Origin of the sequence: Neisseria sp. Ec49-e6-T10, assembly GCF_051132615.1 — a bacterium.
Taxonomy (GTDB): domain Bacteria; phylum Pseudomonadota; class Gammaproteobacteria; order Burkholderiales; family Neisseriaceae.
In genome coordinates this window covers 598,444-624,568 of sequence record NZ_CP152375.1, presented here as the reverse complement: position 1 = coordinate 624,568, position 26,125 = coordinate 598,444, and the positions used below count along the sequence as shown (strand labels likewise).

The following is a 26,125-nucleotide window of genomic DNA, read 5'->3' as shown; positions in this document are numbered from 1 at the left end:
AACTTTATTGAAGAAAGCCACTCTTACAAACGTAAGTTCAATACAGAACGATAGAATATAAAATATCAATATAAATATAAATTACATATTAAGGAGCTTTGATCATGAAAAAATTATTAATGACACTTATTTTGGCTACTGGTGTTTCCTCTGCTGTTGCTGCCCCAATTCCTGCTCCATGGAATGAAGGCTACGGTCCAACTGCTCATCAAGAGAGCGCACGTAATAAACGTGCTGTTACTTCAGAAAGCACCGCGAACTCATTATTGCAAAGAGACATCAATAGTGTGAATAATAATGAACAAATGGTTGCTGCGCATGAACAAGCAAATAGTCAACAACCAGCAAAAACATTTGTTAAGTTCAGTGGTAAATAAACTAATTAGTTGTAGGTATCAGTAAAACCGAGGCTATATTTTAAACAGCCTCGGTTTTTATTTACTTTAGTTTTTGAGTTTTTGACGAAAACGTTCTATTTGGGCTAGAACTTGATTGGGTGCTGTACCACCTAGATGATTTCTTGCTTGTAAAGAGCCCTCAATAGTCAATACTTCATAGACGTCTTCTGAAATTAAAGGATTAAACTCTTGTAGTTTACTTAGAGGCAAGTCACTTAAATCAAGTTGTTCCGTTTCTGCATACCTGACTGCTTTGGCGACAATTTCATGGCTGTCTCTAAATGGCACGCCTTTTTTAACTAAATAGTCTGCTAAGTCAGTTGCAGTGGCAAAACCTTGTTTTAATGCAGCTTTCATTGCTTCTGGTTTAACTGTAATACCGGCAATCATATCTGCGTAAATACGTAAGGTATCGATCAGTGTATCAACAGTGTCAAATAAAGGTTCTTTGTCTTCTTGGTTATCTTTATTGTAAGCTAAGGGTTGAGATTTCATTAAAGTGATTAACCCCATCAAATGACCAATCACTCGCCCAGATTTACCTCGTACTAATTCAGGGACGTCAGGGTTTTTTTTCTGCGGCATAATAGATGAACCTGTACAAAAGCGGTCAGCGATATCAATAAAGCCAAAGCGTGGGCTCATCCATAAGATCAGCTCTTCTGATAAACGAGATAAATGTACCATAACTAAAGAAGCCGCAGCGGTAAATTCAATAGCAAAATCGCGATCAGATACTGCGTCTAAAGAGTTTTGACAAATATGATCAAAACCTAAAATTTTTGCAGTCGTTTCTCGATTAATCGCAAAAGTGGTACCAGCCAACGCTGCGGCGCCTAATGGCATTGTGTTCACGCGTTTTTGGCAATCATTCATTCTTTGCACATCACGATCAAGCATTTCAACATAGGCAAGCATGTGGTGGCCAAAACTGATGGGTTGTGCAACCTGTAGGTGTGTAAACCCTGGTAAGGCAACATCAATGTTTTTTTGTGCCAGATCAATCAATGCCGTTTGTAGCATTTTGAGTAATTGAACAATTTGGGTGATTTCGTCTCTTAACCATAGGCGAATATCTGTTGCTACTTGATCATTACGGCTTCGTCCCGTATGTAGTCGTTTGCCCGCATCACCAATTTTATCGGTAAGGCGTTTTTCAATGTTCATATGTACGTCTTCAAGATCTAGTGACCATTCAAACGTACCATGATTAATTTCGTCTAAAATTTCAGCCATCCCCTGTTTGATCAGCTTAAGATCATCTTGTGTTAAGATGCCTGCTTCACATAACATTGCTGCATGCGCTAGTGAGCCTTGAATGTCCCATTTGGCTAAACGTTGATCAAAATAAACTGAACCTGTATATTTTTTGACCAGTTCTGTAACAGGTTCATTAAAACGACCCGACCAAGTTTTGTTATGATTCATATGCAGACCTTTATTCTAATAGAAAACTGATTGAGGTAAAAAATGGCTATTATACGCCAATCTATTCCTATCTTTGCAGTCCCAGATTTTAGAAATTTGGGTACATGTATGAAAATTTTGCTGATTACTTTAATGTTTATGGTGGGCGCTAGCTTATTACAGTCTCCTAATGACCGTAATTTTGCAGAGCAGTTTGCGATTTTATCCATATGGGTTTGCCCAAGTATTATCCTTAGTATTACTATTTTGTACTTAGGAGGAGGGATCATTGCTCGAAGCCGCTTTCCCAGTATTATTACCTTAGTGGTTGTGTTTGCATCATTTGCTGGTGTTGAGCTATTTGTTTATCACATACACGATGAAATTTTAGAACATATGATTGCCGTAGTGATACTGACTTTGTTTACCATGCATTATTTTGCATTGATTAAAAAAGCATTGTCTCCGGCTGCCACAGAAGCACGATTGGCTGCGTTAACGGCCAGAATACGGCCTCATTTTTTGTTTAATAGCTTGAATGCGGCCATCAGTTTGATTCGTACTCGTCCAACAGAAGCAGAAATGGTTTTAGAAAATTTGGCAGAATTGTTTCGAGCACAATTAGGGGACCATACAAAAAGCTCCACGTTAGAAAAAGAAATTCAATTGGCTCAAGATTATTTGGCCATTGAACAAATACGTATGGGTAATGAGCGTTTAAAAACCAGTTGGAAAGTCAATGCCCCCGAAGATGCCATTACCCCATCTTTATTATTACAACCCTTACTGGAAAATGCAGTTTATCATGGGATAGAACCATTAAGAAATGCAGGGGCAATCAGAGTGGTTATTTTAAGAGTCAAAAATTGGATTTATATTACCATTACCAACCCCTTACCTGATGTAGAACCTGCAAAAAAACGTCAGGGTAATCAAATGGCTTTAAGTAACTTGTCAGAACGATTGGCGCTTATGTTTGATCAGGATGCAAGATTATCTTTTAAAACTGAACAGAACAAATACATTACGCAAATTCGTCTGCCATATCGTTCTGCAAGAATGGAAGCGATTAAAGAGTTTTCGGATAAAAGAGAAGGTCGTCTATCATGATTTATTGAGCTATAGGTAAGCTACTTTTTTTATTTATTTTCTATAAATGATAAGTTATGCTTAAAAATTTTTCTTAGATTTTTTGAGCATAACAGTATATGATTAAGGTTATCTCTACCTCTTTTAATCAGGGACATAATCATGATGAAACAAAAACTCTTTGATGAATTTACTCAAAAAATCAGCGAGACCATTGCCAATAGCCCCGCCAAGGATATTGAAAAAAATGTGAAGTCTTTAATGGGATCTGCTTTTACAAAAATGGATCTTGTGACAAGAGAAGAATTTGATATTCAACAACATGTTTTGGTGAAAACTCGCGAACAGCTAACAGCATTAGAAGAACGTGTCAGTGAATTAGAAAAACAATTGAGTGTTGCCAAGGAATAAGTATGAGTTTGGCGGTAGTCTACAGTAGAGCACTAACGGGAATGGATGCCCCGTTAGTAGAAGTAGAAGCGCATTTAGCCAATGGCTTACCAGCATTTAATATTGTCGGCTTACCTGAAACAGAAGTAAAGGAAAGTAGAGATCGGGTAAGAGCGGCTATTTTGCAGTCAGGTTTTGAGTTTCCAGCCAAAAAAATAACCGTCAATTTAGCGCCAGCCGATTTACCTAAAGAGTCAGGCCGATTTGATTTGCCTATTGCTGTGGGGATTTTGGCTGCTTCAGGTCAAATAAAAAATAAACAATTACTTGAATATGAGTTTGCTGGGGAGCTTGCTTTGTCTGGAGCGCTTCGTCCTATTAGAGGTGCTTTAGCCATGGTATGGCAAGCAATAAAGGCCAAGCGTACTTTCATATTGCCTCCTAGCAGTGCTCAATCAGCCGCTTTAGTTAAAGAAGCTAAGGTATTATGTGCGCCTGATTTATTGAGTGTTTGTGCACATTTGAATTTACTTAGTCAGCTGGAAATGGTCACTGCACCAGAAGAGCCTATTTATTCACCAACGGTTCAAGCTGATTTGATTGATGTAAAAGGGCAAGAAAGCGCTCGTTTTGCCTTAGAGTTGGCTGCTGCGGGAGGCCATAGTTTGTTATTTGTTGGCCCCCCAGGCACAGGGAAGTCTATGTTGGCAACACGACTGCCCAGCATTTTGCCACCAATGAACTCACAAGAGTTGCTTGAGTCCGCTTCTTTACGTTCTTTGGTGCACAATCAGAGTGAATCATCTTTTTTCGATAGGCCTTTTCGTTCCCCTCACCATAGTGCTTCAGCAGTTGCTTTAGTGGGTGGTGGTTCTAATCCAAAACCAGGTGAAATATCTTTAGCACATCATGGTGTTCTGTTTTTGGATGAGTTGCCTGAGTTTGATCGAAAAGTATTGGAAGTATTACGTGAGCCATTGGAAACAGGAGAGATTCATATTTCCAGAGCAAATAGACAGGCTACGTTTCCCGCCCGTTTTCAATTGATTGCTGCGATGAATCCATGTCCTTGTGGTTATTTAGGACACGCTACACGTTCTTGTCGTTGTTCGAATGAGTCAGTACAACGCTATCAGTCGAAAATTTCAGGTCCATTTTTAGACAGATTAGATTTAACCGTACAGGTCCCAAGTTTAAGTGCGCACGAGTTGAGCCAAACACAGTCTCAGCCTGAAAGTAGCAGGCAAGTACGTGAGCGAGTGTTGCGAGCAAGGGCAATACAAGAGGGCAGACAAGGGAAAGTAAATGCTAGTTTAACTGTACAAGAGATTGATATGGTTGCTAATATTTCTTCTGTTGCACGAGAAACCTTGGCTGAACTTTTGGAAAAGTTATCTTTATCTGCCAGAAGTTTTCACCGTATTTTGCGGGTAAGTAGAACCATTGCTGATTTAGCTCAAGAAGAAGAGGTTGGTAAGCACCATATTTTACGTGCGATTGCCTTTCGTCGTGTATTAACAAATAAAGCATAACAACAATGTATAATTGTTTGTTAAAATGCACGTTTTGATATTTGTACAGAAAGTAACAATATAATGAATCAACGCCAAAATCAAACAGGAAATCTTATGATAGGCATTCTAGTTGGCCTTGTTGTAGGGTTGATTGCTGTTGGTGGAACGTTATGGTATATAAATAATCATAAACCGTCATATGATAATTTACAAAAGTCTGAAGAAGAAGCTCGAAATGGTGTGGCTGCATCTTCTACTGTTGAAGAGTTAGCGCCTAATGGTGCCAGTGATTCTGTCCCAGAATTTAGACCTTCTGAACACCCCATTATTGTCAGTGAGCCTATTAATGGCGCAAATAATTTAGAAGATAGCCCTGAAGTTATTTTAAATGGTGGTTCTCATATTGATCCAGAAGTAGATATTGGTGAACAAAATAAAAAACCAACAGATTCTACTCAAATTAAACCAACGCTAGAAAAAGATATTCAGCCTGCTGTAGCAGTTAAGAATAAAGAAACAATAAAGCCTGTCGCTAAACGCAGTTTTTTACAGGTGGGGGCATTTAAAGAATTCAGTCAAGCAGAAAACCAAAAAGCACAGTTGGCTTTAATTGGTGTAGAAGCATCCATTCAACAAATTGATTTAGGGGGAAGCAAGGGAACTTTTCATCGAGTACGTGTAGGTCCCTTTACTAATGATGCACAATTACATCAAGTACAAGAAACTCTGAAAGAGAATAATATTAAAGCGAATGTGGTTAATCCTAATTAAGCAGACAATAACATCATTAATTGAAAGAAAGGTTTATATACAATGAAACTGAAGCATTTGATCGCTATTGGTTTTTTGACCATATCCAGTTTTGTGCAGGCTGCATTGGTTGAAGGTCAACATTACAATGTTTTACCTAAGCCCCTTCCAGCATTGGCGGCAAATAAAGATAAAATTGAAGTCACAGAGTTTTTCTCTTTCGTGTGTATACATTGCCGTCATTTAGATCCGATTATGCGTCATCATAAAAAAAGTTTTGCCTCTGATACAGCTTTTCGTGCAGAACATGTTATTTGGGATGATGAAATGCTTAATTTAGCCAAAATTTTGGTCGCTATTGAGCAAACACGTACACAAGATACATTAAACCCATTGGTTTTTAATGCATTGTTTGATCAAAAAATTGAATTAAATAAACCAGAAATTTTTAGAGAATGGATCATGCAACAAAAAGGCGTTGATTCAGCTAAAATTTTAGAAGTTTATCAATCGTTTTTTGCCAATGCTGAAGCCAATAGAATGAAACAATTGACAAGTGATTATGGCATCAATTCTACCCCTATGGTGATTGTCGGTGGAAAATATCAACTGATTTTGACTTCTGATTTTAATGCTTCAATGAAAGTGTTGGATGAATTGATTGCGAAGGTTCGTGCTGAACGTGGTTTAGCTGCACCAAAAAGTAAGCCTTTACCTAGAGCCAAAGGTGCTGGATTTGCATTAGGCTTAAAATAAGCATTTGAACATTCATCTTACATAGGCTGTGTTTTTCACAGCCTTTCTTCTTTGGACATTGTTGTGGATATTTTACTGTTTTTTAAAGCTCTGTTATTGGGTATCATCGAAGGGGTGACTGAGTTTTTACCCATTTCCAGCACAGGACATTTAATCGTTTTTGGTGACTTACTTAATTTTCATAGTACAGGTAAAGTTTTTGAAGTGGCGATTCAGTTAGGGGCAGTCTTAGCCGTTGTTTTTGAATATCGTCAACGGTTTTTAAGTGTATTTTTGGGATTAGGGCGTAAACCAGATATTAACCGTTTTGTATTGAATATCATCATTGCCTTCATTCCTGCAGCAGTTGTTGGGTTATTGTTTTCTTCTGCAATCAAAATGCATTTTTTTAATCCGATTACCGTTGCCTCAGCTTTGGTTATTGGTGGTGTGGTTATTTTATTCATTGAAAAGTATCAAAGTAATCATACTCCTAGGGTAAATGATGTTGATGATATGTGTTGGAAAGATGCCCTTTGTGTAGGGCTGGCACAGATTTTTGCTTTGATTCCTGGTACTTCTCGTTCAGGTAGTACCATTATGGGGGGAATGGCCTTTGGCTTAAGTCGAAAGGTTGCGACAGAGTTTTCGTTCTTTTTAGCTGTGCCGATTATGTTTGCTGCGACATTTTATGATATTTATAAACATCATGAATTATTTGACAGTACAATGGTTGGCACCATTATCACAGGTTTTGTTGCTGCATTTATCAGTGGTTTATTAGCCATTAGAGCTTTATTAAAGTTTGTTGCTGCTAAAAATTATGTACCGTTTGCTTGGTATCGTATCGTATTTGGTGGTTTTATTTTGCTCAGTTGGTATTTTGGCTGGATTAACTGGTCAAATTAATCCGCTTATAATATCAGGGTGTTATGTTTATTTAGATATAAAACTGATATATAAGATTGACAAAGTTAATTACACCTTGTATTATACATGACTCAACAGACGCGGGGTGGAGCAGCATGGTAGCTCGTCGGGCTCATAACCCGAAGGTCGTAGGTTCAAATCCTGCCCCCGCAACCAGATAAAATAAAAAGCCCTTAGATTTTTCTAAGGGCTTTTTATTTTATCTGGTAAATGAAATTTTGGGTTATATTGAGTTGGGGGGAAGAAATGCATACATGGCTTACAGTCAAAGAAAACATTTTTGTCTTAAAAGTGTATGTCCAACCTGGTGCTAAAACAACGGAAGTTAGCGGTCTTTATAATAATGCTTTGAAAATTAGATTAGCTGCTCCCCCTGTGGAAGGAAAAGCCAATAAAGCATTAATCTTCTTTTTATCGGATAGATTAAATTGTGCAAAAAAGGAGATTACCATTATCTCAGGTGAGTTGTCTCGGTATAAAACGGTTCAAGTCAGTAGTCAATCTGTTGATCAAAATAGGATTCTGATGGCTTTAAATATAGATGAAACTCAAATAACTTAGTCTTTTGGTAATGCTTTATTAGGATCTATTGGATCAGGCGCAACTTCTGTCACTTCGCCCTCAATAATATCTTCATTTGAGTTTTGATATGTTTTAAAGCCTCCCTGTGCGGAAGTAAAGGTAAAATTTTGTTGAGTAGCTTTTGGTCCTTTAAAGGGTAAAATCAATAATAGAGCCAAAAGATCAGAAACAAATCCAGGAATCATAAATAAAATGGCCGCAAGTGTATAACGGATGGGCCACATTGCTTGGTAAAACGATAAGGTATTATTTTTCCATAAACTGCCTAGGACAAAAATTTTCGAAAGCCCAACATTTCGAAGCATAAATAAACCCAATAAAAAGCTGGCGATAAACCAGATCATTGTCCAAAATGCCCCAATTGCATCTGCAACAAAAATAATCGAGCAGATTTCCAAAATGAAATACAACCAAAATGAAATAGCAAAATAGCGCATAAATGTGGCCTTTAGTGAAAGGAAAAAGTCGTGAATAGTTGATCGTTATTCGTTTAAGTTTGGGTATAAGGGTCAGTTTTTCAATACAGCTAACACATTTTTACACAATTGGTTAAATGGTGCATGATGTTTTGCTGTATGAAGAGCCATTTTACTCATATAAGCATATTGTTCTGGATGATTTAATAAATTGATTACTTGTTGTGCAATAACTTTAGGATCCATTAATGTCACTTGGCCAATAGCATCCTGTTCAGGGTAATAAATAGTTTGAGTAAACCGTGTACTTGCTCGTGTTTGTTGAATATATCCTTCTATACTTAAGCTCGGCTCGATGCAAATACCATTGTGTTGATGCTCAATCACTTCAGGAAGACCATCAATGTTAGCAGCAATAACGGGTAGGGCATAAGCAAATGCCTCTAAACAGACAAGCCCAAAGCTTTCATGCATGGATGTACAAATATAAAGGTCTATTTGTTGATAAAAATCCTGCATATTGTCTATTAGACCGAGTAGGCTAATTTTGTCTGTTAAGTCGTGTTCTTGAATCAGTTGTACAATCGAATCATATTCTGATCCTACGCCAGCAATCAGCGCATAAGCATCAACACCATATTGTTGTAAGTGTTTAATGGTCATAATCAATAAAGGGATACATTTTAGCGGAACCAAGCGCCCAGCTACGCCCAAGGTGATGCGTTTATTGGTTGCAAGTGTTCGTGTGGTTACATTGGGTAATTGAAGGCTTGGGCGTAGGGTATTATGAATCACCTGAATATCTTGCTGTACATGATGGTGTAGCTGCAACATTCTTTTAGCTGCATGGGAGACAGCAATAATACTTTGAACCTGATCAAAGCAATGATGAATCATTTGTTCTGAGTGATCATACCAAGCGCTACCATGTTCATAATAGACATAAGATGTTTGGATGTTTTTTAAATCAATAACTTGGTTCCAAACCAGTATTTTGTCTGCATTTAATTTTTTGATTAGGTGGGATAAATGCCATTTTCTTAAGTGTTTGGGTAAAGAAATGACATTGAACCAGTGTTTGATACTGGAGATACTGCTTACTTTTTGGCTAACATGTACTAAGTTTGGGTGAATGTGTTTATTCAGTAAGATTAAATGGTGGGCTACGTGTGGTGTTTGGTCAATAAAATCAACCAATATCCTTTCAACACCACCAATTGTTCTTAAATCGGCGATATGAATTAATTGAAAACGAGAAGTGTTTTTTTTGAGTCCATGCATTAAGGAGTGTCTATTAAATAAAATTTAAATATTTGAATCATGTAGGTGTTGATCAAAGATCAGCCCTTTTTTGCCCAAGACATACACCAGCCATCTTTTGCAACAAATTTTCCAGCAAATAGACTACAGCCTCCTGCTGCATCACCACCATTTCCTTGGTATAAAGTACAATTAGCACAAGATTGACTGTTATCGTGTTTAGGGTATTTATTGCCATCTACTTGTGTCGTTTGTTCCTTATAGCCTAGTCTAGTAGCCATAGGGTCTTTTTCGTTTAAATAGACAGGTGCGGCGAGTACATTTTTATGAAAAAATAGTACTGTTCCTGTTGTTGCAAGGCTTCCTAACAGAAACTGACGCCTTGAAAAATTTTTCATTATTGTTCTTCCTACATAATGCAACCGTTACAAAATAGTGAAACGGTTGTTTTTGGATGTTTTATCTTATATTAGTTTGATGGTAATTCAAAATATGTGGCTGTTAATATTACCTGTTTTTACATTTCTAAATTCAAGTGTGCATCATCATCCAATATATCTTTCGCAACATTGCCATCTTTGGCCAGTTTAATTCTCAAACGTAAGTCATTCATAGAATCCGCATTTCTCATCGCATCTTCATAGCCAATGATACCAGCTGAGTAGAGGTTAAATAAATGCTGATCAAACGTTTGCATACCAATATCGTTAGAACGTGCAATAACGTCTTTAATCTCGCCCACACGGCCTTTAAATATAAGATCCTGAATTAAAGGAGAGTTCAGCATGATTTCTAATGCAGCCACTCGTCCTGATGATTTTTTACCCGGAAGAGCTGCCTTAGGTACTAAGCGTTGAGAAATGATACCTTTTAAGTTCAACGCTAAATCCATCCAAACTTGAGCATGTCTTTCTTCTGGGAAGAAGTTAATGATACGGTCTAGAGCTTGATTCGCATTTGTAGCATGTAGCGTAGATAAACACAAATGACCCGTCTCTGCAAATTGCATGGCACTCATCATCGTTTCTTTATCACGAATTTCCCCAATTAAAATAGCATCAGGTGCTTGGCGTAATGAATTGGTTAAAGCACTTTCCCAATTTTCAGTATCAACACCAATTTCACGTTGGGTAATGATGGATTTTTTATGTTGATGTACAAATTCAATTGGGTCTTCTACAGTGATGATATGGTCTTGTACATTGCTGTTACGCCAATCAATCATAGCAGCCAGTGAAGTTGATTTTCCTGAGCCTGTTGCACCCACAAAAATAATCAAACCACGTCTTGCAATAGCCAGATCTTTTAAAATGGGTTGTAATTGCAATTGGTCAATTGTGGGGATTTCTGTTGTGATTTTACGCAACACCATGCCAATACGGCCTTGTTCTCGGTATACATTTACCCGAAAACGGCCAAGACCCGCAGGATTGATGGCAAAATTGGCTTCACTGGTACGGTCAAATTCTTCTGCTTGACGTTCTGTCATAACCGCACGGACTAGTTCTCTACTGTGTTGAGGTGTCAATGCTTGAGAAGAAATTGGGGTTATTTTTCCATCGACTTTAATGGCAGGTGGGAAGTTCGGGGCAATAAAAATATCAGAAGCTTTTTTACTGACGGCGTGTTTAAGGATATCAATAATGATAACAGAAGCATTGTCTTTTTTTTGGTTACTCATAACGTTCCCTAATGATATTTTGTTATTTAAAATAGCTCTTTATTTTGTGCTTTAGATCTGGCTTCATCAAGAGTAATCAAACCACGTTGTACTAAGGCCGTCAAACTTTGATCCAGTGTTTGCATACCATATTGTTGACCCGTTTGGATCATTGAACCCATTTGCGCCACTTTATTTTCACGAATTAGGTTTCGAATGGCTGATGTGCCGATCATGATTTCGTGAGCAGCAACACGACCGTGTCCATCTTTTGTTTTTAAAAGAGATTGTGAAATCACTGCTCTTAAGCTTTCTGACAACATTGAGCGTACCATTTCTTTATCTGCTGCAGGGAATACGTCAACAATACGGTCGACTGTTTTTGCTGCACTTGTTGTATGTAATGTACCAAATACTAAGTGGCCTGTTTCTGCTGCAGTTAAAGCAAGACTGATGGTCTCAATATCACGCATCTCACCAACCAAAATCACATCAGGGTCTTCACGTAAGGCACTTTTTAGTGCGTTAGCAAAACTAAGGGTTTGTAATCCAAGCTCACGTTGATTCACTAGGGATTTTTTACTGGTGTGGACAAACTCAATAGGGTCTTCCACGGTAAGAATATGAGAATATGTAGATTCATTGATAAAATTAATCATGGCCGCCAATGTGGTTGACTTACCTGAACCAGTTGGTCCTGTTACTAAAACAAGCCCCCTTGGATACTGGGAGATATCTTTGAAAATAGAAGGGGCCTCTAATTGTTCTAAAGAAAGGACTTCACTAGGAATGGTACGAAATACAGCAGCAAAGCCACGGTTTTGGTTAAAAGCATTGACACGAAAACGTGCTAAACCTGGCATTTCAAAAGAAAAGTCACATTCTAAATCTTGTTGAAAGGCTTTTCTTTGGTTGTCATTCATAATGTCCATAATCATGGAAGAAACCTCTGCATTTTCTAAAGGGGGCAGATTGATTCTTCTCATTTCACCATGTACACGAATAATTGGTGGAATACCTGCAGAAATATGCAAATCCGATGCTTTGTTTTTGACACCAAAGGCCAGCAGTTCCGTAATACCCATTTATTTTTGTCCAATTCTATTAAATATTTTTTAGATAAACCTGATGTTACCTCAATTACAGGTTAGATGAAAACCAGAGTATATTTAATCTAGGCATAAATTATTCGACTTGTTGATTCATGTTACACTTTAAGCACATAATTTAGTAAAATTTGAAGGTCGGAACATATAAATGGATACTTTGGCGCAATGTTTTTCAACAGTACTTCATGATATCGATACTGCTTGTGTTCACTCTGGGCGAAAAAGAGAAGACGTTAAGCTTGTCGCTGTCAGTAAAACACAGCCAGCTTTGGCCATTGAAACACTTTTTGGGTTGGGGCAAGTTGATTTTGGTGAAAATTATGTACAAGAGCTGGTGTCAAAAGCTGAAAGCTTACAGTATTTAGCCATTGTTTGGCATTTTATTGGGCCAATTCAGTCTAATAAAACCCAACTAATTGCCCAGTGGGCGCATTGGGTGCACAGTGTGGATCGTTTAAAAATTGCCAAACGTTTAAGTGAGCAAAGACCCAGCAATTTACCTCCTCTTAATGTGTGTATTCAGGTAAATGTGTCTAATGAAGAACAAAAAAGTGGGGTAGCAGTTGATGAAGTATTGCCGTTAGCGTTAGCTATAGAGCAATTGCCTAATCTTGTATTACAGGGCATTATGTGTGTCCCAGAGGCAACAGAAAATCATCAGGTGTTAGCAAAGCAATTTGAGATGATGAAAAAACTGTTAATAGAGCTACAAAAAAATAAATTAGCTGTATCTGTCCTATCAATGGGCATGTCTGATGATATGGCTTTGGCAATTGAACATGGTGCAACACATGTTAGAGTGGGTAGTGCTATTTTTGGGGCACGTACTTATCACAATAAATAATATTATGTCTAAGGTGATGAATGAGTATTATTCATATGTTGGTACAAACAGTATTTGAGTTATTTATCTTTGTTTGTTTGGTACGTTCTTTATTATTTTTTGCTGGGGTGCCAAGAGCGCATCCGCTTGTTCATTTTTGTATGCTGTTGACGCAAAAATTGGTTCGCCCTTTTCAAAAAATATTGCCTTGTGTTAAAGGGTTTGAAACAGCTTCTTTAATGTTGGCTTTATTGGCTGCATGTATCTGGTCAGTAATTAACTTATTGTGGTTTCAGAAGGTGGCGGCCAATGTCACGACTATTGGTATGGCCATATTATTAGGGTTGGTTTTGTGGATCCAGAGTATATTGCTTACTTATATTGGTGTGTTTATTGTTATGGTGATTTTGCGGTTGGCCGCGCCAGAGGCTCTTTTATTACCTAATTTAGAACGTATTTGTGCACCTTTGATGAGGCCATTTAAAATGTTGAGAATAGGGATGTTTGATTTTTCCTTCTTGCCTTTTTTTATTTGTGCACAAGTTGTTATCAGTACTGTTTTACCTTATTTAACTAGATTAATTCTATCGTTATATTGAAAGATAAAAGCCAGAAATTTTCTGGCTTTCAAACGGGATGTTATTTGGTTGATTAAGCACTTTTCATACTGACATGACCATCCGTTAGCCATTGTGCTTGTTGATTTTCGGCATTCAATGTATACGCTTTACCAAAACCCAATACCAGACGTCCTTTTTGAGGGGTTAGCCTAAATAAAGAAAAGTCACCCAGTTGAGTCAATACATCTAAAGTATTTCCTCCTCTTGGATATAAGGCATCCATTGCTTTTTTAAATTCATCACAATCTCTTTGCACCTGATTTGCTTTTGCTTGGTAGCTTAGTCTTGCTCGAGCATAAATATTTCGGGTATTGCGCTCATCATCAATAATCATAATGCTCAGTTCTGGTGTATTCAAAAGATGTTGTGTGTGTGGTGCAATTTCTGAGATAAATACATAATAATGCCCATCAACATACACGAATGGCGCGTAGCTGGCATTAGGAAAACCATCGTGATCTTTAGTGGCCATGATGAGAGATAAATTATCCTGATGCAATCTATTGATTTCAGGTTGTAATGTTTCATTCAAATTTTCATTCATTTTTTTATCCATTTAATAAATTAAAGTTTTTTATTTTTTCTGATGCCATTGATTCAAAATAGTGACTTGTTCGTGTTTAAGCTCACCATCTGCATCCCTACCAACAAATACTTTAAAAACGACTTGCCCTGTTTCATGTATAAACCACCAGCTTAGGCTTTGCCGATTGTTTTTCATGGTTTCTGTAACAACAGCAATATGGCTAATGTTGTTGATGTTTATGTGTCCACCAAAGCCATCACCATGAAGATTCAAATTATGATACCCATGGCCTTCCGTTCCAGAAGGGAAGGAGCCTTTAAATTCGAATACGCTCCCTAAATGTTCAGTAATCGTCATGACTGTACCGATTGAGGGTAGCTGTGCTAACAGTGGTTTCACATAGTCTTTGCCAAGCAGTGTAATTTCTGGTTTGTGTGCTAAAGCTTGAATCAAAACCAAATCACTGATTTGAAATTCCTGACAAATGGTGCGAAGCGATTTTCCTTCTTCAAAAGCGTTCACATAAGCTTGAATATTATGATCCATGATGATTTTTTTACCTTACCAAACTTGAGTGTATGAAAATAAAAATGGTATATCTATCTTTACAATAAAGCTGAATGCTAACAAATTTTTTTGACTTTGAAAATAAGAATTATTATTATTCTCATTATCATTTAATTTGTAAAATAGACGAAATCATGAATATAAAATCGGTATTGGTATTGTTTAGTTTAAGCGTCAGTACGAATGTTTATGCTAATAACGAACGAATTGTTTCAGCAGGAGCTGGTGTCACAGAAATTTTATTTGCTTTAGGTGCAGGTAAACAAATTGTTGCTGTAGATTCCACCAGTCGTGTACCAAATGGCGTAAAATTACCTATTTTAGGGTATCATCGTGCTTTGAGTGCAGAAGGTGTTCTGTCTGTTAAACCTACCTTAGTGATTGGTTCTGATGAAATGGGACCGGATCAGGTTGTGAAACAATTGCAAAGAACAAAAACAAAAGTAGTGATATTAAAAAGTGAAAACAAACCAGAAAATTTAAGTGAACAAATTTTGAAAATTGGTCAAATTGTTGGTCAAGAAGAAAATGCCAAAAAACTGGTTCGTAAAGTCAATCAAGATATAAAGGATTTACGCACACAAAACTATGCACGTTCACAAAGTGCGATTTTTTTGATGATGCAAAAAGGTAAATCACCTATGGCAGGAGGGGGAGATACCCCAGTGCAGGCAATGATGGCATTATTAAACGCTAAAAATTTGGCATACAATTTAAAAAGCTATCAGAATTTTTCATATGAAATGATTTTGCAGCAGAATCCAAAAGTAATTTTACTGGCAAAAAGAAGTTTTAACGGTAATATGGCTGAACTAAAAAAGAATTACCCACTAATGGTCAATACTCAAGCTTATAAAAACAATTGTATTTTTGCCATTGATGGTAAGGCCATTACTGCAGGGGTCAGTTTGGGGACAATCTCAGAATCAAAAAGAGTTGGGCAGTTAATAAGGAATAATCCCAAATGTTTAGGATAACACACACATGAAGCGTTTACCTTTTTCAGCCATGATGGTAACGTCTTTTGCATTACTGATTTTGTTATTTTTATCGTCTTTAGCAACAGGTGCCATTAGCATTCCATTTCCCGATTTGTTCGATCTGGTTATAGGTAGAACCAACGAAAATAGTGAGCTAACACAATCTATTGTGTGGGAGTTACGTTTGCCTCGTACCATATTGTGTATTGTCATTGGCGCGATATTGGGGTTGTCTGGTGCATCATTACAAGGTCTATTTCGTAACCCTTTGGCAGATCCTGGTATTATTGGTATCAGTGCTGGCGCAGGTTTAGGGGCAGGTTTGGCTATTGTTGTGTTTCCCCCCAATATTATTGCTGCATGGTTCCCTGAGTCATTTGATATTTCTTGGTTTGTTTTAAGCAGTACGTCCGTATTCGCTTTTGTTGGTAGTTTGTGTAGCACAATATTGGTGTTTAGAGTCGGTCGAACCCCTTATGGAACACAAGTGGGGATTATGCTGCTAAGTGGTGTGGCTATAGGTGCTTTAGCTTTTGCCGCTTTAGGTTTCTTGCAATTTATTGCCAGTGATACACAGTTACGCGATTTAAGCCTTTGGCAAATGGGCTCTTTAGCTGGAGCGAGTACTCAGGCCATTGTATTGTGTTTATGTGCTTTAGTATTGATGTTCTTTATTTTATTTAAATACGCTAATGGTTTAAATGCTTTATTGCTTGGTGAAAGTGAAGCAAGGCATTTGGGGGTTAAAGTGGAAACATTAAAGCGTACAATCATTATTGTTTGTGCCTTAGGTGTAGGTTTATCCGTTGCAGTAGCTGGCATGATTGGTTTTGTTGGTTTAATTGTGCCACATACTTGTCGTACTCTGTTAGGGCCAAATCACCGTAGCTTATTGCCGGCCAGTATGATTGTTGGCTCAATTATTTTATTATTAGCGGATATTTTTGCCAGACAAGTTGCCTCGCCTGCTGAAGTACCAATAGGCATCATCACTGCGTTAATTGGTGCGCCATTTTTCCTTGCCTTGTTGATTCGTAGTAAAAAGGGAGGTGCTTAAATGTTAGCTTTTGAGCAAGTAAGCATTAGCTATGGTACAAAGCCCATCATTCATTCTTTATCTTTAAATTTATCGGCAGGTCAGTGTATCGGTTTACTGGGTGCTAATGGTGCGGGTAAGTCTACTTTATTAAAGGCAATCAGCCAGGAAATTCATTATAAAGGCGCCATTCAATGGCAAGCTCAGAATCTTAAATCTTTTGCTGATGACAAAAGAGCAAAAACCATGGGATTTTTGCCACAACATTCTGGTTTGTCTTTTGCTTTTACCGCTTATGAAGTGGTGATGCTTGGCAGAATGATGCACAGTACCTCAAATCAACGTAATAGAGAAATTGTTGAAGACATTATGGCAAAATTTGATGTATTGCGTTTAGCCAAACAAAGCTATCTACAGTTGTCTGGTGGTGAAAAACAACGTGTACATGCAGCAAGGGTTTTGGCTCAGTTGGTTGATGAAGATTTAAAACAAGCAAAGATTTTGTTATTAGATGAACCCACCAGCGCTTTAGATTTGAAACATCAGCATCAATTATTGTCTATGGCACAGCAATATGCACAAAAAGGGCATTTGGTTTTGGTGACCTTACATGACTTAAATTTAGCTGCGCGATACTGTACACAATTATTATTACTCAGTAATGGGCAATTAATTGCAAATGGTACGGCACAAGATGTTTTAACTATTGAACATATCCAAGCAGCCTATGATTATACAGCATCAATTTCATGTCAGGATAATGGTCATATTATTGTCAGTTGATGATTGATCTATTTTGAGATATTTAAATGCAATTACCATTATTTAATATGACATATTGTGTATAAGGCGTGTTTTATACCATATTAAATATGGGGTTAGGTTATAATTTTTTTAATTATTTAATTTTTTTAATAATTGTGTTTTGCTATAGTGGAATTTAATGGTTGCTATTGTTTACGGTTAAGTTAATAGGCGTTACCCTTTTTGTACTTTTATAATAAATAATAAGAAGGGTATTTTTTATGTGAACATCAAGTGACAAATATTCGTTTTATGAATCCAGAAGGGCTTTATAATCCAGAACCAAATAGCTATTCTCATTTTGGCATGACTTCTTTGAAAGAATGGGTATTTGTTGCAGGACAGGGAGGAGAAGACCAAAATGGGGTGCTGAAAATAGGATTTGAAGCATAGGGACAATAAGTATTTGATAATTTAAATACTGCTGATTGTACAATGAGTAATATCATAAGTTTACTGTATTAATAGTGGATCATTCAGAAGATAAACTTGCTCAATTTAGCCAAGTTTTAAAGTCATATTTTCTAAATCAATTAGCACCTGCTTGTACACTTATTCCTGTACCCAGATTAGCCTTAGATGGTATGTTGATAGAAATAGAAGCATTGGCAGTAAAATAATAATATTAATTAAGGGATGGTCATGACTGAAGAACAAACCATAAAAAAAGCATTGACACCTTCGTTGCTGCTATTGATGGCTGCAGCTACAGGTATCGCGGTTGCCAGTAATTACTATGCTCAGCCGTTATTGCATACGATTGCCGAAAATTTAAACCTTTCTTTTACTACTGCTGGCAGTATTGTGACGGTTGCTCAATTAGGATATGCCTTAGGTTTAGTCTTTTTAGTGCCTTTAGGGGATATTTTAGAGCGCAAGAAACTCATCATTATCATGATGTTATTGTCTACAGCAGGATTGGTTGTCAGTGCGTGTGCCCAAAATTTTATGCATTTAATCATTGGGACTGTACTCACAGGATTATTTGTCGTGGTTGCACAATTATTGGTACCGTTTGCTGCTACTTTGGCAGAACCAGCTTATAGAGGCAGGGCTGTCGGTATTGTGATGAGTGGCTTGTTATTAGGCATATTATTGGCTAGAACGTTTGCGGGTATCGTGTCTGAGTTGGGTAGCTGGCGCACAGTTTATTGGGTGGCTTCTGCCATGATGTTGTGTACCACGGTTGCATTGGCAATTAAATTACCCAAATTTTATGTGAAAAATGATATCCATTATGTTGGGCTCATTAAATCAATTTTTCATTTGTTTGTTCAGTTTCCAGCCTTAAGAACACGCTCCTTATTAGGTGCACTGGATTTTGCTGTATTTTCCGTTTTATGGACACCATTGGCTTTTTTATTGTCTGATGCGCCTTATCATTTTTCAGATTTTCAAATTGGCTTGTTTGGTTTAGCTGGCGCAGCGGGTGCTTTGGCCGCGCCATATGCTGGGAAATTTGCGGATCAAGGCAAATCAGCTTATGTGACCAGAGTAGGGTTGATCTTATTATTATTGTCTTGGTTACCTCTAGTCTTCGCTCAATCTTCCATTATTTTATTAATCATTGGCATCATTGTGTTGGATTTATGTGTGCAGTTAGTCCATATCATTAATATGAATGAAGTCTTTAAACTGATGCCAGAAGCGCGTAATCGCTTAAATGCAGATTATATGTTTTCCTATTTTATAGGGGGAACATTAGGTTCCTTAAGTTCAGCCTTTGTGTATGAACATTTTGGCTGGCTTGGTGTGGTGGCTTTGGGTGTAGGTTTGTCACTATTGGCCATTATTGTTTGGGAAAAAACAAAAAACAAATACAGCACGATATAGATTAACCAATTTGGTTTTGGTTAATAAAAAAGAGGGTATCGATTACCCTCTTTTTTATTGCACAAATAATTTTACGACCATACCAGTAAAGCATGGTTTTTCTTGCCTCGACGAATCAAGGTGTATTGTCCAAAACGTTTATCTGAATCAACCAAAGTTGCATCAATATCTGTAATCTTTTGTCCATTTATGACAGCCGCACCACTTTGTATAAACTCTTTTGCTTGGGTTTTGGATTGAGCCAGTTTGGTTTGTATCAAAGCATCAACAACGGTTAATGAACCAGATACAGAAACAGCAGGTAAGCCATCTTGTGCCAATTGAGCAAAGTCTGATTCTGTTAAATCACTTTGGTCTTCCGCAAATAAACTTTTACTGATGCGTTGCGCCGCTTGTAATGCTTCTTCTGAATGAACAAGACGAGTGACTTCTTCACCAAGAATACGTTGTGCAATAGGGGCTTTGCCACTGTTTTTATCTTCTTCTTCAATTTTAAGAATTTCTTCTTCTGTTAAAAATGTGAAAAAGCTTAAGAAGCGATAAACATCCGCATCAGCTGTATTGAGCCAGAATTGATAAAATTGATAAGGAGATGTTTTTCTTGCATCTAACCAAACAGCACCTGATTCACTTTTGCCAAATTTTGTACCATCTGATTTTGTGACTAACGGTAAGGTTAACCCATAAACAGTTTGTTTATTTAAGCGGCGGGTCAAATCAATACCCGCAGTGATATTGCCCCATTGGTCAGAGCCGCCAATTTGTAACATACACTGGTATTTTTCGTTTAATTGTGCAAAGTCATAACCTTGTAGCAAGCTATAGGCAAACTCAGTAAAAGAAATACCCACATCATCACGATTTAAACGTTGTTTGACCGATTCTTTATTCACCATTGCGTTAACAGAGAAATGTTTACCAATATCGCGTAAAAAATCCAATACAGGCATATTGCTGAACCAGTCATAATTATTGGCCATAATAGCGGCATTTTTTCCTTCAAATGATAAAAAGGGGGCAACTTGAGATCGAATCTTTTCCACCCAACTGGCCACAACTTCAGGTGTGTTTAATGAACGTTCTACTGCTTTAAAGCTTGGGTCGCCAATCATCCCAGTAGCACCACCAACAAGCGCAATAGGAGTATGTCCTTCCATTTGAAAGCGTTTTAAGGTCAATAAAGGAACAAGATGGCCTAAGTGTAAACTGTCTGCGGTTGGGTCAAATCCACAATAAAGAGCGATTTTTTGTTTTGCTAAAAGTTCATCTAATGCTTTTGCATCAGTTGTTTGGGCAACCAGCCCACGTTTTTGTAAGCTTTCAATTAGACCTGCTTGTGCCATATTCTCACCTTTTAAGATGGTTTTATTTGAATGAAACGGGTGAATATAACATGTTCTACCTATTCAGAAAAGCATAGGGTGCGTGGGTACTCTATATTGCTTTGTTTGAATCAAATAAATAGCATGCTTGAATAATAAGACAAGTGTTCTGTCGGATACAAAACAGTATTCAAAGGACTTATGTGTTAAAATACAAACAAATGAATCTTTATTGTTCCATATATATTCTGTAGAGAAAATGGGTCGTTTAAAAAGTATTTCTTTGTATTGGAGGTTGTTTTGACAACGTTTACTTCGCTTGGGCTGGCACCAGAAATAGTCAGAGCCATTGAAAATGCAGGTTATGAAACGCCTACGCCTATTCAAACAGTGGCTATTCCCAAAGTTTTGGCTGGACGAGACTTATTGGCTGCTGCACAAACAGGTACAGGTAAAACCGCAGCTTTCATGTTACCAAGTCTTGAGCGATTACGAAAATTTGCCAATAGCAGTGCTTCTCCTGCTATGCATCCGGTTAGAATGTTGATTTTGACCCCTACACGTGAGCTTGCGGATCAAATTGCTATTAATGTAAAACAGTATACTCAATTTTTGCCTTTGCGTTATGCGGTTATTTTTGGTGGTGTCAATATGGACGCACAGGTACAAATATTGCGTTCGGGTGTTGAAATTGTGGTGGCGACCCCTGGGCGATTATTGGATCACATACAGCAAAAAACAATACAATTAAATAAAGTCGATATTCTTGTGCTCGATGAAGCAGATCGAATGTTGGATATGGGCTTTATTATTGATATTAGAAAAATCATTGAGCTTTTACCAAAAACGCGTCAGATTTTATTGTTTTCTGCAACTTTTGCTAAGGAAATTAGAAAACTGGCAGAAGACTTTATGCATAACCCTGAAACAGTTGAAGTAGCCAGACAAAATGCCACTTCCGATCAGGTTGAACAACATATTATTGCCATTGACACTTATCGAAAAAGGCACTTGTTGGAGCGGCTGATTACCGATTTACACATTAATCAGGTCATCGTATTTTGTAAAACCAAACAAAGTGTGGATCAGGTTACGCGTGAATTAAAACGTAAACAAATCAGCGCAGAAGCAATTCATGGTGATAAAGCGCAATCCCAGCGTTCTGATACACTTAATGCATTTAAGGAAGGTAAAATTAATGTGTTGGTTGCCACTGATGTGGCAGCAAGAGGGTTGGATATTGCCGAGTTACCTTTTGTGGTCAATTATGAATTACCCACAAACCCAGAAGATTATGTGCATCGAATTGGTCGAACAGGCAGAGCAGGTGCAGAAGGTGTGGCCATTTCATTGATGGATCAAACAGAACATAAAATGTTTGAGGCCATTGCCAAGCTGATCAAACAACCTTTAAAAATAGAGCGCGTAGAAGGGTTTGAACCACGTTGGTTAGATGAACAAGGCAATATTATTGATGTTCCTGTCCAACAACCTACTTTTTCTGCAAAAAATTCGGCTCCTCAATCTGGCTTACCCAAGCCCAACAAAACAGCCCCTGCTCAGCCATCTTCTTTCGTACCTGCTTTAGGCGGTTCAGGGCGGTATTCTTATGAAGATCAGGCCAGTGCCTTATGTACTAAAATAGCGGGTAGGGCACGTAGATTCAGAGGTAATAGAGAAAAGCCTGCTTTGTTCTTACGTAATTTTGGTGTGAGTAAATAAAACAAGAGGCAAATTATTTTGCCTCTTGTTTATCTTATTGAGTAGCTTCTTTTTTGATTGGTGTTAATTCTAAAAAGTTATCATGCTCTGAGTTTTTGACCAATTTATCTTTATTTTGGGTACCCAGATATTCCAGTATGAATTTATCTTGGTCTTTTTTGATTGAGTACACTTCGCCTTCATTGTTTTCTGACTGATAGATGATTTTTAATGTGGTGCCTTCCAGATGGTAAGGCCATATTTGTGTTCCTTCGCTGGAAGAAGCATGAATTCTACCTTGAGTGAAGTGTAATGTTTCCTGATATTCAGCTTTTCCTTCTTGTTTTGCATAGTCAGAATAGCCAACAAGGTGCCAATCTGTATTTGGGGCTTCTAACTCTTTTTGAAAATCAGCAGGTTGACAAGCACCAAGCATTAAAGTGCCAAGAAGGATAAGAAGAGAACAAAATTTTTTCATGTTTTTCCCATTTTAAAATCAATTGATTATGTTTTTTAAATTTATCGTGTTTGCTATTTATGCCAATAATTTTACCCCATAATAATCTGTCTGATAAGTACTGATTATTATGGGGTAAAGGCTATAGCAGCTTAAATTAAGCGTTGATAGAAAATATTTTAAACATAATCCAAGCAAATGGTGTGGCGACTAAAAGTGTTAACACCACACGTTCATACCAAATAATCACCATATCTTTTACTGAAATAGGGATTCTCATGGCTACCATACAAGGAATTGAAGCAGAGAAAAACAAAATTTCAGAAATACAGGTAATACCCACAACGAATTTAGAAATCAGATCAAGGTCTTTTGCCAATGCCGCAGGTAAAAACATTTCAGCAATACCCATAGAGACTGCTTTAGCAACAATTTGTGCTTCTGCAAATTGCAATAACCATGTAATGGGGTAGAACAAATAGCTTAATAGATCAAATACAGGTGTATATTGTGCCAATACCAGACCCAGTAAGCCAATAGACATAATCGAGGGAATCAATCCAACCGTCACAGAAATACCAACAAGCAGGTTTTTAAGCATATTTGGGATAATAGGAGGCGATTTTTCTGCGGCAGCAAGGCCTTCTGCGATCGCGCGTTTAGTCACACCTGTTTTCAGAATAGGTTCTTCCGGCATTCTTTGAACATTATATTCTTCAGAAAAACTTCTTAAAGGCCAAATGCGCACAGTAATGGCTGTGACAATAAATGTGACGAGGAGCGCACTCCAAAAGAAGAGATTCCAGTATTCCATTAAGCCCAGTGTTTTGGCAACAATCACACAAAAAGTGGCTGAAACAGTTGAAAAGCCAGTGGCAATAATGGCCGCTTCTTTTTTTGAATAAAATCCCGTCTGATATTGCTTGCCTGTAATCAGTAACGCGATAGAGTAACTGCCTACAAATGAGGCAACTGCATCAATAGCAGAGCGCCCTGGTGTTTTGTATACAGGTCTCATAAAGGGGCGGGCAAAAACACCTGTAAATTCCATTAAGCCATAATCTGTTAAAAAAATAATTAATGCGCTGCCAATGGGAATCACAAAGGTCAGACTCATGGCCAGTTTTTCAAATAAAAATGGAATCATTCCTGGCGTATATAAAGCATCAGGCCCCAGTTGAATAGAATAATACTGGTTGAGTACATACATGATACCAATTGGTATCCCCGCGATTTTAAAAAAAGTAAAAGCGCTGTCTGTTAAGCTTCTATTCCATGTTTTATTTGTAAATGGTTGAATGGCACCTGCGATCATTGCTGCCACACATACCCAAGCAACTAATGTGCTGCCAAGAATATCTTTAACGATATTGGCAATATGATCGACTAAAATAGTGGGAGAGCCAGTCTCAGAAATTTTAAAAGAAACAAAATAGGTAAAAAAACCAAAAAGGCTAAAAAAGATGATTTTTGCTTTTGCTTTTGCGCTGAATTTTAAAGGTAAATCAAAGTTTTCCTGTAAAATTTCCTTTCGTTCCCCATTGCTCATAGATGAATCTCCTCTTTAAATTTTGATACTATTTTCAAAATTCTAAAATCCAACAAATACGTGATCAAATTTCCTATGCTGACTCTGTTTGTTATTGTTTTTATTGAAGCCTATTTTTTATCATTTGAAGCACAAAAATAAATAATGTGTTCAAGGTAGGATAACTTGGGTCATGATTGAGTAAATTTTTATTATTATTTTATAATTTATTCAGTGTGTTATTTATTATTATTAGGTAAGCTGACAGTTGAGAAAAAGTGTTTTTGTTGTTATGTGGCAGCCAAATATATACTGTTGTTATATGTATAGTAATGTATATATCTTTAAATAAATAATAACATAGATTAATGCCTAATCCAAAATAAAAATTATTTTTCTGATGTAAATCAAATAGGTGTGTTTAACCTTTTGAAAAAAAAGAATGTTGAGTGAGTGAATAAGCCGTTTGGACAGACTAAATTTAATTGATGATCAAACTTTCCGTAGGCGCAATCACAAATCAATCACTTGATTATTTTATCGCAATACATTTAAGTAAATCAGCTTTTTTGTAAGTAGTTTAATAAAAATAAAGCATGATTGTGTTCCGTATCTTTAGATGCATAAAGTAATGTAACGGTTTGCTCCTTAGATAAAAGAGTGATTTTTTCGAGCAAGGTTTGTTTTTCTGGGCTATGTGTTAACTCGGTTTGGTAACGAAGACAAAATTCTTCTTGCCTGTGGGTTGGATCTTGATGAAACCAGATTCTTAATTCATTACTGGGGGCAATTTCTTTTAGCCATTCGTCTAAATGGGCTTTTTCCTTTGAAATGCCCCTTGGCCATAAACGATCAACCAGAATACGGTAGCCATCATCTTGACTAATCGGGTTATAAATTCGTTTTACTTGAATCATATTTCATCGCTTTATTTAAATAAAAAATAATAAAATTCATGAATAATGGTAGCAAAATTATGAATAAACACATAGGATAGGAAAAAATAACCCATGATTAAAGGGGCTAAAGATGATTACGTTGCATCATTTAAATAATTCTCGTTCACAGCGTATTTTATGGTTATTGGAAGAATTAGGGTTGTCCTACACGATTAAGTATTATCAGCGCAACCCAAAAACATTATTGGCTCCTGAATCTTTAAAAAGCATTCATCCATTGGGTAAGTCGCCAGTTTTAACCGATGGGGCAGTTACCGTTGCAGAGTCTGGCGCTATTATTGAATACCTAATTGACCAGTATGATACCAAACAACAGTTTCGTCCAACCTTGGGTTCTGCCCAGTATTTAGCATACCGTTATTGGCTGCATTATGCTGAGGGCTCTCTTATGCCTTTATTATTGATGCGTTTAGTGTTTGATCGTTTAGGAGGCGCACCTATGCCATGGCTGCTTAGGCCTATAAGTAAGGCCATAGGTAAAGGGGTACAAAAAGCCTATATTGATCAACAATTGGCGATTCATTTAAATTTTATTGAGCAACATTTAGCGCAAAATAACTGGTTTGCACTGGATCAATTTAGTGCAGCCGATATTCAAATGAGTTTTCCATTAGAAGCCATTGCGACACAGATACAAACTGATGGCAAGATCCGCCAGTTTTTAAATACGATTCATCAAAGAGATGCCTATAAAAGAGCCTTGTTAAAAGAAAATAACGATGAATAAAG

Annotated in this window: 30 protein-coding genes and 1 tRNA gene; 19 read left to right on the top strand and 12 right to left on the bottom strand. The window is 37.2% G+C overall.

Going from position 1 to position 26,125, the window contains the following annotated elements; translation table 11 throughout:
* The first annotated feature begins 104 nt into the window (after positions 1-104).
* On the top strand, positions 105-377 hold the full coding sequence (locus tag AADH04_RS03135; RefSeq protein ID WP_434778794.1) for a hypothetical protein: 273 nt from the start codon (positions 105-107) through the stop codon (positions 375-377).
* A 66-nt stretch (positions 378-443) separates the two neighbouring features.
* Here AADH04_RS03135 and argH read toward each other — a convergent pair whose 3' ends face one another.
* A complete protein-coding gene (gene argH / locus AADH04_RS03130; RefSeq protein ID WP_434778793.1) occupies positions 444-1,826 on the bottom strand; it encodes an argininosuccinate lyase in 1,383 nt (460 codons plus the stop codon).
* A 42-nt stretch (positions 1,827-1,868) separates the two neighbouring features.
* Between argH and AADH04_RS03125 the strand changes: the two genes are divergently transcribed.
* The 8 genes from AADH04_RS03125 to AADH04_RS03090 all read left to right on the top strand — a co-directional run bounded on the left by AADH04_RS03125 (position 1,869) and on the right by AADH04_RS03090 (position 7,774).
* Positions 1,869-2,915, top strand: a complete 1,047-nt coding sequence (locus AADH04_RS03125; RefSeq protein ID WP_434778792.1) for a sensor histidine kinase — start codon at positions 1,869-1,871, stop codon at positions 2,913-2,915.
* 141 nt (positions 2,916-3,056) lie between these two features.
* Positions 3,057-3,305, top strand: coding sequence for an accessory factor UbiK family protein (locus tag AADH04_RS03120; protein ID WP_434778791.1), 249 nt, complete (start codon positions 3,057-3,059; stop codon positions 3,303-3,305).
* A gap of 2 nt (positions 3,306-3,307) precedes the next feature.
* On the top strand, positions 3,308-4,816 hold the full coding sequence (locus AADH04_RS03115) for a YifB family Mg chelatase-like AAA ATPase (protein ID WP_434778790.1): 1,509 nt from the start codon (positions 3,308-3,310) through the stop codon (positions 4,814-4,816).
* 96 nt (positions 4,817-4,912) lie between these two features.
* Entirely contained in the window at positions 4,913-5,569 is a 657-nt protein-coding gene (locus AADH04_RS03110) for an SPOR domain-containing protein (RefSeq protein WP_434778789.1), read from the top strand.
* A 42-nt stretch (positions 5,570-5,611) separates the two neighbouring features.
* On the top strand, positions 5,612-6,304 hold the full coding sequence (locus tag AADH04_RS03105; protein ID WP_434778788.1) for a thiol:disulfide interchange protein DsbA/DsbL: 693 nt from the start codon (positions 5,612-5,614) through the stop codon (positions 6,302-6,304).
* Between the two features lie 63 nt (positions 6,305-6,367).
* Positions 6,368-7,192, top strand: coding sequence for an undecaprenyl-diphosphate phosphatase (locus AADH04_RS03100; RefSeq protein WP_434778787.1), 825 nt, complete (start codon positions 6,368-6,370; stop codon positions 7,190-7,192).
* 100 nt (positions 7,193-7,292) lie between these two features.
* Positions 7,293-7,369: transfer RNA gene (locus tag AADH04_RS03095), tRNA-Met, on the top strand.
* Positions 7,370-7,459: 90 nt separating this feature from the next.
* Positions 7,460-7,774, top strand: coding sequence for a DUF167 domain-containing protein (locus tag AADH04_RS03090; RefSeq protein WP_434778786.1), 315 nt, complete (start codon positions 7,460-7,462; stop codon positions 7,772-7,774).
* On the opposite strand, the gene AADH04_RS03085 is transcribed toward AADH04_RS03090, so the two are convergent.
* From AADH04_RS03085 to AADH04_RS03065, 5 genes are all read right to left on the bottom strand, one after another.
* Positions 7,771-8,232, bottom strand: coding sequence for an FxsA family protein (locus tag AADH04_RS03085; protein ID WP_434778785.1), 462 nt, complete (start codon positions 8,230-8,232; stop codon positions 7,771-7,773). The two genes, AADH04_RS03090 and AADH04_RS03085, sit on opposite strands and share 4 nt — an antisense overlap.
* A gap of 72 nt (positions 8,233-8,304) precedes the next feature.
* Positions 8,305-9,492 carry a glycosyltransferase family 4 protein gene (locus tag AADH04_RS03080; protein ID WP_434778784.1) on the bottom strand — a complete coding sequence of 396 codons (1,188 nt, stop codon included), beginning with the start codon at positions 9,490-9,492 and terminating at the stop codon, positions 8,305-8,307.
* 59 nt (positions 9,493-9,551) lie between these two features.
* Positions 9,552-9,869: a high-potential iron-sulfur protein gene (locus AADH04_RS03075; RefSeq protein ID WP_434778783.1), complete on the bottom strand. Its 318-nt coding sequence runs from the start codon at positions 9,867-9,869 to the stop codon at positions 9,552-9,554.
* A 119-nt stretch (positions 9,870-9,988) separates the two neighbouring features.
* The gene (locus tag AADH04_RS03070; protein ID WP_434778782.1) at positions 9,989-11,152 is read right to left on the bottom strand and encodes a PilT/PilU family type 4a pilus ATPase; all 1,164 of its coding nucleotides are present in this window, start codon (positions 11,150-11,152) and stop codon (positions 9,989-9,991) included.
* A gap of 26 nt (positions 11,153-11,178) precedes the next feature.
* Positions 11,179-12,216: a type IV pilus twitching motility protein PilT gene (locus AADH04_RS03065; RefSeq protein ID WP_434778781.1), complete on the bottom strand. Its 1,038-nt coding sequence runs from the start codon at positions 12,214-12,216 to the stop codon at positions 11,179-11,181.
* 172 nt (positions 12,217-12,388) lie between these two features.
* Here AADH04_RS03065 and AADH04_RS03060 point away from each other — a divergent pair, with 172 nt between their 5' ends.
* Together AADH04_RS03060 and AADH04_RS03055 are read left to right on the top strand one after the other, a co-directional pair.
* Positions 12,389-13,084 (top strand): YggS family pyridoxal phosphate-dependent enzyme, encoded by a 696-nt coding sequence (locus AADH04_RS03060; RefSeq protein ID WP_434778780.1) that lies wholly within the window; start codon positions 12,389-12,391, stop codon positions 13,082-13,084.
* Positions 13,085-13,104: 20 nt separating this feature from the next.
* On the top strand, positions 13,105-13,662 hold the full coding sequence (locus AADH04_RS03055; RefSeq protein WP_434778779.1) for a YggT family protein: 558 nt from the start codon (positions 13,105-13,107) through the stop codon (positions 13,660-13,662).
* A gap of 52 nt (positions 13,663-13,714) precedes the next feature.
* Here AADH04_RS03055 and AADH04_RS03050 read toward each other — a convergent pair whose 3' ends face one another.
* Positions 13,715-14,227 carry a pyridoxamine 5'-phosphate oxidase family protein gene (locus tag AADH04_RS03050; RefSeq protein WP_434778778.1) on the bottom strand — a complete coding sequence of 171 codons (513 nt, stop codon included), beginning with the start codon at positions 14,225-14,227 and terminating at the stop codon, positions 13,715-13,717.
* A gap of 30 nt (positions 14,228-14,257) precedes the next feature.
* Entirely contained in the window at positions 14,258-14,755 is a 498-nt protein-coding gene (hutX, locus tag AADH04_RS03045; protein WP_434778777.1) for a heme utilization cystosolic carrier protein HutX, read from the bottom strand.
* A gap of 155 nt (positions 14,756-14,910) precedes the next feature.
* On the opposite strand from hutX, the gene AADH04_RS03040 reads away from it, so the two are divergent.
* From AADH04_RS03040 to AADH04_RS03015, 6 genes are all read left to right on the top strand, one after another.
* On the top strand, positions 14,911-15,753 hold the full coding sequence (locus AADH04_RS03040) for a heme/hemin ABC transporter substrate-binding protein (protein WP_434778776.1): 843 nt from the start codon (positions 14,911-14,913) through the stop codon (positions 15,751-15,753).
* Positions 15,754-15,760: 7 nt separating this feature from the next.
* Positions 15,761-16,813, top strand: coding sequence for a FecCD family ABC transporter permease (locus AADH04_RS03035; RefSeq protein WP_434778775.1), 1,053 nt, complete (start codon positions 15,761-15,763; stop codon positions 16,811-16,813).
* On the top strand, positions 16,814-17,575 hold the full coding sequence (locus AADH04_RS03030; protein ID WP_434778774.1) for a heme ABC transporter ATP-binding protein: 762 nt from the start codon (positions 16,814-16,816) through the stop codon (positions 17,573-17,575).
* A 255-nt stretch (positions 17,576-17,830) separates the two neighbouring features.
* On the top strand, positions 17,831-17,989 hold the full coding sequence (locus tag AADH04_RS03025; RefSeq protein ID WP_434778773.1) for a hypothetical protein: 159 nt from the start codon (positions 17,831-17,833) through the stop codon (positions 17,987-17,989).
* A gap of 74 nt (positions 17,990-18,063) precedes the next feature.
* Positions 18,064-18,216 (top strand): hypothetical protein, encoded by a 153-nt coding sequence (locus tag AADH04_RS03020; RefSeq protein WP_434778772.1) that lies wholly within the window; start codon positions 18,064-18,066, stop codon positions 18,214-18,216.
* A 22-nt stretch (positions 18,217-18,238) separates the two neighbouring features.
* The gene (locus AADH04_RS03015; protein ID WP_434778771.1) at positions 18,239-19,429 is read left to right on the top strand and encodes an MFS transporter; all 1,191 of its coding nucleotides are present in this window, start codon (positions 18,239-18,241) and stop codon (positions 19,427-19,429) included.
* Positions 19,430-19,500: 71 nt separating this feature from the next.
* Here AADH04_RS03015 and tyrS read toward each other — a convergent pair whose 3' ends face one another.
* The gene (gene tyrS, locus AADH04_RS03010; protein WP_434778770.1) at positions 19,501-20,772 is read right to left on the bottom strand and encodes a tyrosine--tRNA ligase; all 1,272 of its coding nucleotides are present in this window, start codon (positions 20,770-20,772) and stop codon (positions 19,501-19,503) included.
* A 279-nt stretch (positions 20,773-21,051) separates the two neighbouring features.
* Here tyrS and AADH04_RS03005 point away from each other — a divergent pair, with 279 nt between their 5' ends.
* Positions 21,052-22,473, top strand: coding sequence for a DEAD/DEAH box helicase (locus AADH04_RS03005; protein ID WP_434778769.1), 1,422 nt, complete (start codon positions 21,052-21,054; stop codon positions 22,471-22,473).
* A gap of 34 nt (positions 22,474-22,507) precedes the next feature.
* On the opposite strand, the gene AADH04_RS03000 is transcribed toward AADH04_RS03005, so the two are convergent.
* From AADH04_RS03000 to AADH04_RS02990, 3 genes are all read right to left on the bottom strand, one after another.
* Positions 22,508-22,930, bottom strand: coding sequence for a hypothetical protein (locus AADH04_RS03000; RefSeq protein ID WP_434778768.1), 423 nt, complete (start codon positions 22,928-22,930; stop codon positions 22,508-22,510).
* A 136-nt stretch (positions 22,931-23,066) separates the two neighbouring features.
* Positions 23,067-24,458 carry a YjiH family protein gene (locus tag AADH04_RS02995; protein ID WP_434778767.1) on the bottom strand — a complete coding sequence of 464 codons (1,392 nt, stop codon included), beginning with the start codon at positions 24,456-24,458 and terminating at the stop codon, positions 23,067-23,069.
* A 539-nt stretch (positions 24,459-24,997) separates the two neighbouring features.
* Positions 24,998-25,354: a DUF488 domain-containing protein gene (locus AADH04_RS02990; protein WP_434778766.1), complete on the bottom strand. Its 357-nt coding sequence runs from the start codon at positions 25,352-25,354 to the stop codon at positions 24,998-25,000.
* Positions 25,355-25,466: 112 nt separating this feature from the next.
* Here AADH04_RS02990 and AADH04_RS02985 point away from each other — a divergent pair, with 112 nt between their 5' ends.
* Positions 25,467-26,123, top strand: coding sequence for a glutathione S-transferase (locus AADH04_RS02985; RefSeq protein WP_434778765.1), 657 nt, complete (start codon positions 25,467-25,469; stop codon positions 26,121-26,123).
* Positions 26,124-26,125 lie beyond the last annotated feature (2 nt).

Excerpts from the sequence above, each read along its gene's own strand:
- AADH04_RS02995 (WP_434778767.1), bottom strand. The coding sequence starts at position 24,458 with ATGAGCAATGGGGAACGAAAGGAAATTTTACAGGAAAACTTTGATTTA.
- AADH04_RS02985 (WP_434778765.1), top strand. The coding sequence starts at position 25,467 with ATGATTACGTTGCATCATTTAAATAATTCTCGTTCACAGCGTATTTTA.
- AADH04_RS03040 (WP_434778776.1), top strand. The coding sequence starts at position 14,911 with ATGAATATAAAATCGGTATTGGTATTGTTTAGTTTAAGCGTCAGTACG.
- AADH04_RS03000 (WP_434778768.1), bottom strand. The coding sequence starts at position 22,930 with ATGAAAAAATTTTGTTCTCTTCTTATCCTTCTTGGCACTTTAATGCTT.
- AADH04_RS03060 (WP_434778780.1), top strand. The coding sequence starts at position 12,389 with ATGGATACTTTGGCGCAATGTTTTTCAACAGTACTTCATGATATCGAT.
- tyrS (WP_434778770.1), bottom strand. The coding sequence starts at position 20,772 with ATGGCACAAGCAGGTCTAATTGAAAGCTTACAAAAACGTGGGCTGGTT.
- AADH04_RS03035 (WP_434778775.1), top strand. The coding sequence starts at position 15,761 with ATGAAGCGTTTACCTTTTTCAGCCATGATGGTAACGTCTTTTGCATTA.
- AADH04_RS03050 (WP_434778778.1), bottom strand. The coding sequence starts at position 14,227 with ATGAATGAAAATTTGAATGAAACATTACAACCTGAAATCAATAGATTG.
- AADH04_RS03135 (WP_434778794.1), top strand. The coding sequence starts at position 105 with ATGAAAAAATTATTAATGACACTTATTTTGGCTACTGGTGTTTCCTCT.
- AADH04_RS03055 (WP_434778779.1), top strand. The coding sequence starts at position 13,105 with ATGAGTATTATTCATATGTTGGTACAAACAGTATTTGAGTTATTTATC.
- AADH04_RS03065 (WP_434778781.1), bottom strand. The coding sequence starts at position 12,216 with ATGGGTATTACGGAACTGCTGGCCTTTGGTGTCAAAAACAAAGCATCG.
- AADH04_RS03120 (WP_434778791.1), top strand. The coding sequence starts at position 3,057 with ATGATGAAACAAAAACTCTTTGATGAATTTACTCAAAAAATCAGCGAG.
- AADH04_RS03015 (WP_434778771.1), top strand. The coding sequence starts at position 18,239 with ATGACTGAAGAACAAACCATAAAAAAAGCATTGACACCTTCGTTGCTG.
- AADH04_RS03125 (WP_434778792.1), top strand. The coding sequence starts at position 1,869 with ATGGCTATTATACGCCAATCTATTCCTATCTTTGCAGTCCCAGATTTT.
- AADH04_RS03085 (WP_434778785.1), bottom strand. The coding sequence starts at position 8,232 with ATGCGCTATTTTGCTATTTCATTTTGGTTGTATTTCATTTTGGAAATC.
- AADH04_RS03070 (WP_434778782.1), bottom strand. The coding sequence starts at position 11,152 with ATGAGTAACCAAAAAAAAGACAATGCTTCTGTTATCATTATTGATATC.
- AADH04_RS03090 (WP_434778786.1), top strand. The coding sequence starts at position 7,460 with ATGCATACATGGCTTACAGTCAAAGAAAACATTTTTGTCTTAAAAGTG.
- AADH04_RS03110 (WP_434778789.1), top strand. The coding sequence starts at position 4,913 with ATGATAGGCATTCTAGTTGGCCTTGTTGTAGGGTTGATTGCTGTTGGT.
- hutX (WP_434778777.1), bottom strand. The coding sequence starts at position 14,755 with ATGGATCATAATATTCAAGCTTATGTGAACGCTTTTGAAGAAGGAAAA.
- AADH04_RS03030 (WP_434778774.1), top strand. The coding sequence starts at position 16,814 with ATGTTAGCTTTTGAGCAAGTAAGCATTAGCTATGGTACAAAGCCCATC.
- AADH04_RS03105 (WP_434778788.1), top strand. The coding sequence starts at position 5,612 with ATGAAACTGAAGCATTTGATCGCTATTGGTTTTTTGACCATATCCAGT.
- AADH04_RS03115 (WP_434778790.1), top strand. The coding sequence starts at position 3,308 with ATGAGTTTGGCGGTAGTCTACAGTAGAGCACTAACGGGAATGGATGCC.
- AADH04_RS03080 (WP_434778784.1), bottom strand. The coding sequence starts at position 9,492 with ATGCATGGACTCAAAAAAAACACTTCTCGTTTTCAATTAATTCATATC.
- AADH04_RS02990 (WP_434778766.1), bottom strand. The coding sequence starts at position 25,354 with ATGATTCAAGTAAAACGAATTTATAACCCGATTAGTCAAGATGATGGC.
- argH (WP_434778793.1), bottom strand. The coding sequence starts at position 1,826 with ATGAATCATAACAAAACTTGGTCGGGTCGTTTTAATGAACCTGTTACA.
- AADH04_RS03075 (WP_434778783.1), bottom strand. The coding sequence starts at position 9,869 with ATGAAAAATTTTTCAAGGCGTCAGTTTCTGTTAGGAAGCCTTGCAACA.